General features: G+C 62.4%; 6 protein-coding genes. 1 reads left to right on the top strand and 5 read right to left on the bottom strand.

The window, feature by feature from the left end; all coding sequences use genetic code 11:
* Nucleotides 1-1,008 (bottom strand): 1,2-phenylacetyl-CoA epoxidase subunit PaaA, encoded by a 1,008-nt coding sequence (paaA, locus tag RN01_RS06905; RefSeq protein WP_024569354.1) that lies wholly within the window; start codon nucleotides 1,006-1,008, stop codon nucleotides 1-3.
* 217 nt (nucleotides 1,009-1,225) lie between these two features.
* On the opposite strand from paaA, the gene RN01_RS06910 reads away from it, so the two are divergent.
* Nucleotides 1,226-1,696, top strand: a complete 471-nt coding sequence (locus RN01_RS06910; RefSeq protein ID WP_017515574.1) for a universal stress protein — start codon at nucleotides 1,226-1,228, stop codon at nucleotides 1,694-1,696.
* Between the two features lie 20 nt (nucleotides 1,697-1,716).
* Here RN01_RS06910 and RN01_RS06915 read toward each other — a convergent pair whose 3' ends face one another.
* The 4 genes from RN01_RS06915 to RN01_RS06930 form a co-directional block, all read right to left on the bottom strand.
* On the bottom strand, nucleotides 1,717-1,995 hold the full coding sequence (locus tag RN01_RS06915) for a DUF1488 domain-containing protein (protein ID WP_011517789.1): 279 nt from the start codon (nucleotides 1,993-1,995) through the stop codon (nucleotides 1,717-1,719).
* 114 nt (nucleotides 1,996-2,109) lie between these two features.
* Nucleotides 2,110-4,218, bottom strand: coding sequence for an FUSC family protein (locus tag RN01_RS06920; RefSeq protein ID WP_024569353.1), 2,109 nt, complete (start codon nucleotides 4,216-4,218; stop codon nucleotides 2,110-2,112).
* A 376-nt stretch (nucleotides 4,219-4,594) separates the two neighbouring features.
* On the bottom strand, nucleotides 4,595-5,839 hold the full coding sequence (locus RN01_RS06925) for a nucleoside recognition domain-containing protein (RefSeq protein ID WP_017514951.1): 1,245 nt from the start codon (nucleotides 5,837-5,839) through the stop codon (nucleotides 4,595-4,597).
* Between the two features lie 78 nt (nucleotides 5,840-5,917).
* Nucleotides 5,918-6,304, bottom strand: coding sequence for a DUF488 domain-containing protein (locus RN01_RS06930; RefSeq protein WP_017514952.1), 387 nt, complete (start codon nucleotides 6,302-6,304; stop codon nucleotides 5,918-5,920).
* Between the last annotated feature and the right edge of the window lie 256 nt (nucleotides 6,305-6,560).

The raw sequence follows: 6,560 nt of genomic DNA on the forward strand, positions 1-6,560 counted from the left end.
TCAGGCTGCTTTGGCGTCGGCCTTGCGACGTGCCTGTTTTTCGGCGTGAGCCAGTGCGGCTTCCCGTACCCAGGCGCCGTCGTCATGTGCCTTGACGCGTGTGGCCAGGCGCTCCCGGTTGCACGGGCCGTCACCGTTGATCACGCGCCAGAACTCTTCCCAGTCGAGCGGGCTGTAGTCGTAGTGGCCGCGCTCGGCATTCCATACCAGGCCGGGATCGGGCAACGTCACGCCGAGCACATTGGCCTGCTCGACGGTGGCATCGACGAACTTCTGCCGCAGGTCATCGTTGGAAATGCGCTTGATGCCCCAGGCCATGGTCTGAGCGCTATTGGTAGATGCGGAGTCGGGCGGGCCGAACATCATCAGCACCGGGAACCACCAGCGATTGACGGCGTCCTGCACCAGCTCGCGCTGCGCTTCGGTGCCACGCATCATCGCCAGCAGCGCGTCGTAGCCCTGGCGCTGGTGGAACGATTCTTCCTTGCAGATGCGGATCATGGCCCGCGCATACGGCCCGTATGAACAGCGGCACAGCGGGATCTGGTTCATGATCGCGGCGCCGTCGACCAGCCAGCCGATGACGCCGACATCCGCCCAAGTCAGCGTCGGGTAGTTGAAGATCGACGAATACTTGGCGCGGCCCGCGTGCAGCGCATCGACGAGGTCGTCGCGCGAGGCATTGAGGGTTTCGGCCGCACTATATAGATAGAGTCCGTGACCGCCTTCGTCCTGGACCTTGGCCAGCAGGATGGCTTTGCGCTTCAGCGACGGCGCGCGGCTGATCCAGTTGCCTTCGGGCAACATGCCGACGATTTCGGAATGCGCATGTTGCGAGATCTGGCGGACAAGGGTCTTGCGATAGGCGTCCGGCATCCAGTCCATCGGCTCGATCTTGCCGTCATCGGCAATGCGGGCATCGAACGCGGCCTGTTGATCGGCGAATTCCGGGGCGATGGGCGCCACTTGCGGTGCCTGGCCGGGCAGGTCGAGGCTCTGTGTGTACATCACGTCTCCTTGACGGGGCGTCTGCTGCGACGGGCCGACTCGTGATTTGTGATCTGGGTGCTTGGGTCGGTCGGGCTTGCTCACTATATATATAAACCGACCGGTCGGTCAATTTAAAAGACTATCCGATTGGCGAACGTTTTCAGAATCACGCCGTCACGTGAGGCACGCGCCACGTGTAGTATGAAAATTCATCTCTTTACTGGAGGGCAATGCAATGGCGAGCAAGGCTTACAGCAAGATCGTGGTGGCCGTGGATGGAAGCAGCACCTCGGATCTGGCATTGCAGGAGGCGATTCGTGTGGCGAGGGGCAGCGGGGCGACGATTCTCGCGCTCTACGTCGTCGACAATGCCATGGTGCTGTTCGACGCCGGGTACTACGATCCGTCGCAGATCGAACGCGCTTTCGTGGAAAGCGGCACTCGGGCCCTCGAGGCGGCCAGCAAGTTGCTTGGCGATGCCGGGGTGAAGTTCGAGACGAAACTCGTCACGGAACCTGCCGTGGCCGGGGACATAGCTGGGTCGATCAACGCTGCGGCCAGTGAGTGGGGCGGCGATTTGCTCGTTATCGGTACACACGGCCGACGCGGCGTGCGCAGGCTCGTGCTCGGCAGCGTTGCCGAAGCCGTGATTCGTCAGTCGACCATGCCGGTCTTGCTGGTGCGCGGGACGTCGTCAGAGCAGTAACAAGCCAGGCGCGCGAACGTTCAGCCGGCGAAGCGGAAGTGTCCGCCACGCAGCATGATCTCGCGCGCTTCGGTCAGTTCGAACATGCTGTGCGCCAGTTGCTCGATGCGCGCGCGGTTGTTCGTAAAGGCGCGCACCAGATCCTCTTCGCGCGGGGAACGCGCGCCGCAATAGGCCTCAAGCGCCTCGGCCGTGACCGAATATTGCGAACGATTGCCGTTGACGGTGGCCGGGCAGGAGAGCGTCAGACTGGTGCCACAGTATGTCGGGTTGCTGTTCGGGAACGTGATATCGACCATGGCGCACCTCGTCTTGCCGGGAACGGGGAAACGGCGAATATCCTTTCAATATAGGTAACTGCAGCCGTCCGGCAACCCTGGGCGAGCCTGAATTTCTCCTTTTGGCCGATCACATCAACTGGCGCGCAGGCTGCCTCGCCGGGAGCGGCCGCCGTGCTCGTGCGCAGCGGCCAGTGCGCTGATCCGGGCAACGGCTTGATGCGCGCTGTCGACGTGGGCATTGGCGTACGCCGCTTGTTCGACCAGAAACTGCTCGAATGCCGTGGTGGCGAGTGGAGATGGTCCGATCCAGTCAGGCGCGGAGGTGGCTATCGCATCAATCCGCCCTGGTCGTGCCGCAACCTCCGCCAGTCGTACCTCAAGTGCCGAGAGCAGGGCCTGAACCCCGGGACCCGGGTGTTGGTCGACACTTCCCGATTCTGCGCTGGCCCGAATCAGCCCGGCAAGAGAAGCCATGCGCCGCGCCGTGTCATGGAGCGACGTGTGGGCCGCCGTCAGATCGGAAGCGAGATCCCCGGCAGACTGGGACAGCGTGGCTTCGGCGCGAGATGATGCACGGCCCGCCGCCACGCGCAGGGCCTCGAGCCGCAAATGGGACGGCGTGAGTGTGCGCGAGGCGCGGCTCGCCGCGCGCAGGTAGACGGCGTTGACCGCCAGCGCGTCAATGCTGTGGCGGAAGACGCGCGATAGCTCGGCACGCGGTGCCAGTATGTAATAGCTAGCCAGTGCGATCAGACACCCGATCGCGGTATCGAGCCCTCGCATCGCTGCGACCTGGCTGCTGCTCGATGTGGGTTCACCGAGCCAGGAGAAGAGAATGACCGCTGGTGTGAGACAGAAGGCAAAGCCCCCAGGGTTGCCTGCCAGCCGCGCAGTATAGGCACCCGCCAGGAAGAGGGCGCTTAGTCCCAGTACCGGCGCGGGCGTTGGGTGCAACAGGCTGATCGCGCAGGCGAACAGGGCACCGGCCAGAGATCCGGCAAATCGCAAAAACGAGATCTGGCGGGTTGTCTGCAGCCGCGGACTCAACACCATGATCACGGTGACGGCCACCCAGTAGCCGTGATCGACATGCCAGATCTGCGCGGGTAGAAGACTCAGGCCGCCGGCGAGCGCAAGGCGCACCGCGTGCCGGGTGACACGAGTGTCGCGCGCGGCCAGATCTGCAAGCATGAGACCGAGGCGATCGATCAGGCCGGCGAATCCGCTGATCGGCCAGGAGAAGCCCTCGCGCCAGCGGTCGAACGCAGGAAACTGCGCAAGCGCTGCCAGGGCCGATTGATATGCCGGAGGCGTGCTGGCATACGTACGCCGGGCAGCCATTTCGCGCAGGTCTCGGAAGAGCATGGCCGTCAGCGCGGGAAGGTCCGGGCCGTGGCAGGACAGGGCTTGCAGAACTTGAGCGTGCATGTCGGTCAGGCGGCTAGCCGCGCAGGCCAGTGGCAACGCATGGTCGACGCCCAGCCTTTCACGCAATTCGCCGGCGACAATCAACAGCGCGAAAATCGCATCGCCGACCGCGATGGCGTACGCGTAGTGCACGAGTGCAACGGGATCGGCCAGGCCACGCCGGCTGGCTAGCGCCCTGCGCGCCGTTTCGATGCGCAGGCGAATCTCCTGCTTGTGCGGTGTCATATCCAGCGAGCCTGCTTCTGCGAGCGCCACCGCGAAACGTCGCAGTGCGTCGTAGATTGCAATGATCTCGGTCCGTGGGCGTGTCTCGCGATCCGAGGGGATCAGCACAAGACTGACCGCGCAGGCGAACAGGCCGCCGCGAAGAAAATCCAAGCCGGCCATCCAGGCATGAGCGGAGGCGGATGGTCCCGACGCAGGCTGCAGGCATGCGGCGATCAACACCACGTAAAGGAGCTTGAACCAAAGCGCGGTGGCGGGACCGCGAACCTCCGACAAGCCTGCCATAAGACCCGCGGCCAGTACGAACGCCAGCGCTGCAAGCGGCGAAGCATGGAGGCTCGCGCCAATCACACTGACGGCCGCGCCGCCAATACCCACAGTTGCCAGTCCACGAACACGGGCGGCGGCGGTGCCGGGGCGGTCGGCAAGGCAAGTCCAGATGGATGCCGTGGCCGACCAGATGTAGCCCGTGTCCCCAGTCAGCCAGGCCGTACCGGCGAGCGTGAGAAATGACAGCGCGTAGACTGCACCGCGCCGTAGAAAGGCGGCATCAGGCCAGTAGCGGAGGTAGTGCAAGGCGGGGCGCATCGAGCAGGCGGGGGCGGCTGAGTGGTATCAGGGTCAGTACCGATGTCACTGTACTTGCCTGTTTGCTGCGTCGCAACAAATCTGATTTGAATCAGGAGTTGGCGCGTAAATCGTGCATTGTGGCACCGCAAGCGGGATGCGCGGTGCATGGCGGTGCGTGCTCCATATTCCTCATATGGACAGAAGGAAACAGTCCAGCTGACCCACGATTCCCCGAATTTTGGGCAAAAAAAACCCGCGCAGGTGATGCGCGGGTTGGAATCCACCGAGGTGGTGGAGGAGACAGACTTCACTATACACGACTTGTTGCGTCGCACCAAGCGTCCCTTTGCGAGATGTTCGATGACCGCACAACCTCGTTGTGGTCGTACAACGACTAGCGGAAAAGATAGGCAATCCAGACAGCCGCAACGAGTCCAACGCCGTCAGCAAATAGTGCGCAGGCTAGCGCGTGCCTTGTATTGCGCACATTGACGCTACCGAAGTACACCGCGAGCACATAGAAGGTGGTTTCCGTCGATCCCTGGATAATGGCTGCGAGCCGTGCCTGGAAGGAGTCGACGCCGTAGGTTGTCATCACGTCGACCATTAGTCCCCTTGCACCGGCCCCGGAGAGGATCTTCATGAGCCCAACGGGCAGGGCGGGCACGAAATCGGTATTCATGCCGAGCCACTGAAAGACACTCGTAAGCGCCTGCATCACCACATCCATGCAGCCTGTTACACGAAACAGGCCGATGGCAACGAGGATGGCCACCAGGTAGGGAATGATCTGCACCGCCACGCCGAACCCTTCCTTGGCGCCGTCGATAAACGCATCGTAGACATTGATGCGGCGCAGGGCTCCAGCGACCAGGAAGAGGGTGATCAGGGAAAGGATAAATCCACTGCCGGCCAGGGCAGTGAGCTTGCTGACTTGATCTGGCGGAGCATGTCGCAACCAGAAGAACAGGACGCCAAGCAGGCCCCCGATGAGGCCAAACGTGACCAGTACGGCGGGTTTGAGCAGGTTGAGCCGCTGAACCCATGCGACTGCGAGCAAACCAGCCAGGCAAGACACCGCCGTGGCCAGCAGCGTTGGCAGAAAAATATCCGCGGCATTGAAGCCAACCAATCCCTGTTTCACAGCCATGGCCTGCCGGATGGCGATCACCGATGTCGGAATCAGCGTCAGCCCCGCCGTGTTCAGCACAATGAACATGATCTGCGCATTGGTGGCGGTGCCGGGCTGGCGATTCAGCGACTGGAGCTCGCGCATCGCATTGAGCCCGAGCGGCGTGGCGGCGTTATCGAGCCCCAGCATGTTGGCGGAGATATTCATCATCATCGCGCCTTGCGCCGGATGGGCCTGCGGCACGCCGGGGAAGAAGTGCCGCAATAGTGGATTCACCAGTCGGGCGAACATATCCACGGCGCCGGCGCGCTCGCCGACACGCATGATGCCAATCCACAGGCTCATCACCCCGGCCAACCCAAGTGAAATCTCGAGGGCAGTGCGCGCGCTGTCGAACAGGCTGGCCAGCATGGCGGGAAACACCGCGATGTCGCCACCAATCAACCGCACACATGCGGCGACAAAAGAAACGAGAAAGAATCCGAGCCAGACGAGGTTCAGTGCCATCGGCGAGAAAAGTGGCGGTAAGAAGGCTTCGCCGTTCCACCGACGAAGCTTCGCATCATAGCCCGACGCCGAACACACTCAGGCGATATCGGCGCCGCGTTTAGCCAGCAGGTCTCGCAGGATCGATCGGTGGCAATGGGCTTCGTTCTCGCAATAGCAGCCGACTGAGAAATTGGTCCGATGGGATAGCGCCGCCAACAGATCCAAGGTGCGACTCGCGTCCGGTTCGGCCATCTGCGACCGGAAATGCTTGTCGAACGCGCGCCAGGCCTTGTCGTCTCCCGCTGCTTTTGCTTCCGCGACCAGATCGGCGGAGGGTGAAAGTATCGGGTACCACACATCGTAAAAGTCCCTGCTGGCGAACTCCACCTTCGGGACACCTCGCGGTGGCCGCCTTACGGTACCGATGCGCAGGCCTTCATCCGCTGCGCGGGGTGTGCCGAGCCTGACGATACGAATGCCCATCTAGTTGTCTCCACTTTCGCCGGAATTCCGTATCGGGGAATCCGGCGGCTGAATCCATGGTGTCACATGCCTCTATATATATGACGCATTTGCCGTTGAGCCGATGATTTTGGCGATAGCCAGTCAGGCCTTGGAAGAGCCTTTTTAGATATTTTCAGAAAGTGCTTGCCAACCCTGTGGGTGTCCCGTACTATTCGCCCCCTCGCAACACGAAACGCACTGCAAACGCAGCAGCGACAAGGGTTGCGGGGCGGCA

The sequence above is a fragment of the Cupriavidus sp. SHE genome (genome assembly GCF_000812445.1).
GTDB classification, from domain to species: domain Bacteria; phylum Pseudomonadota; class Gammaproteobacteria; order Burkholderiales; family Burkholderiaceae; genus Cupriavidus; species Cupriavidus metallidurans.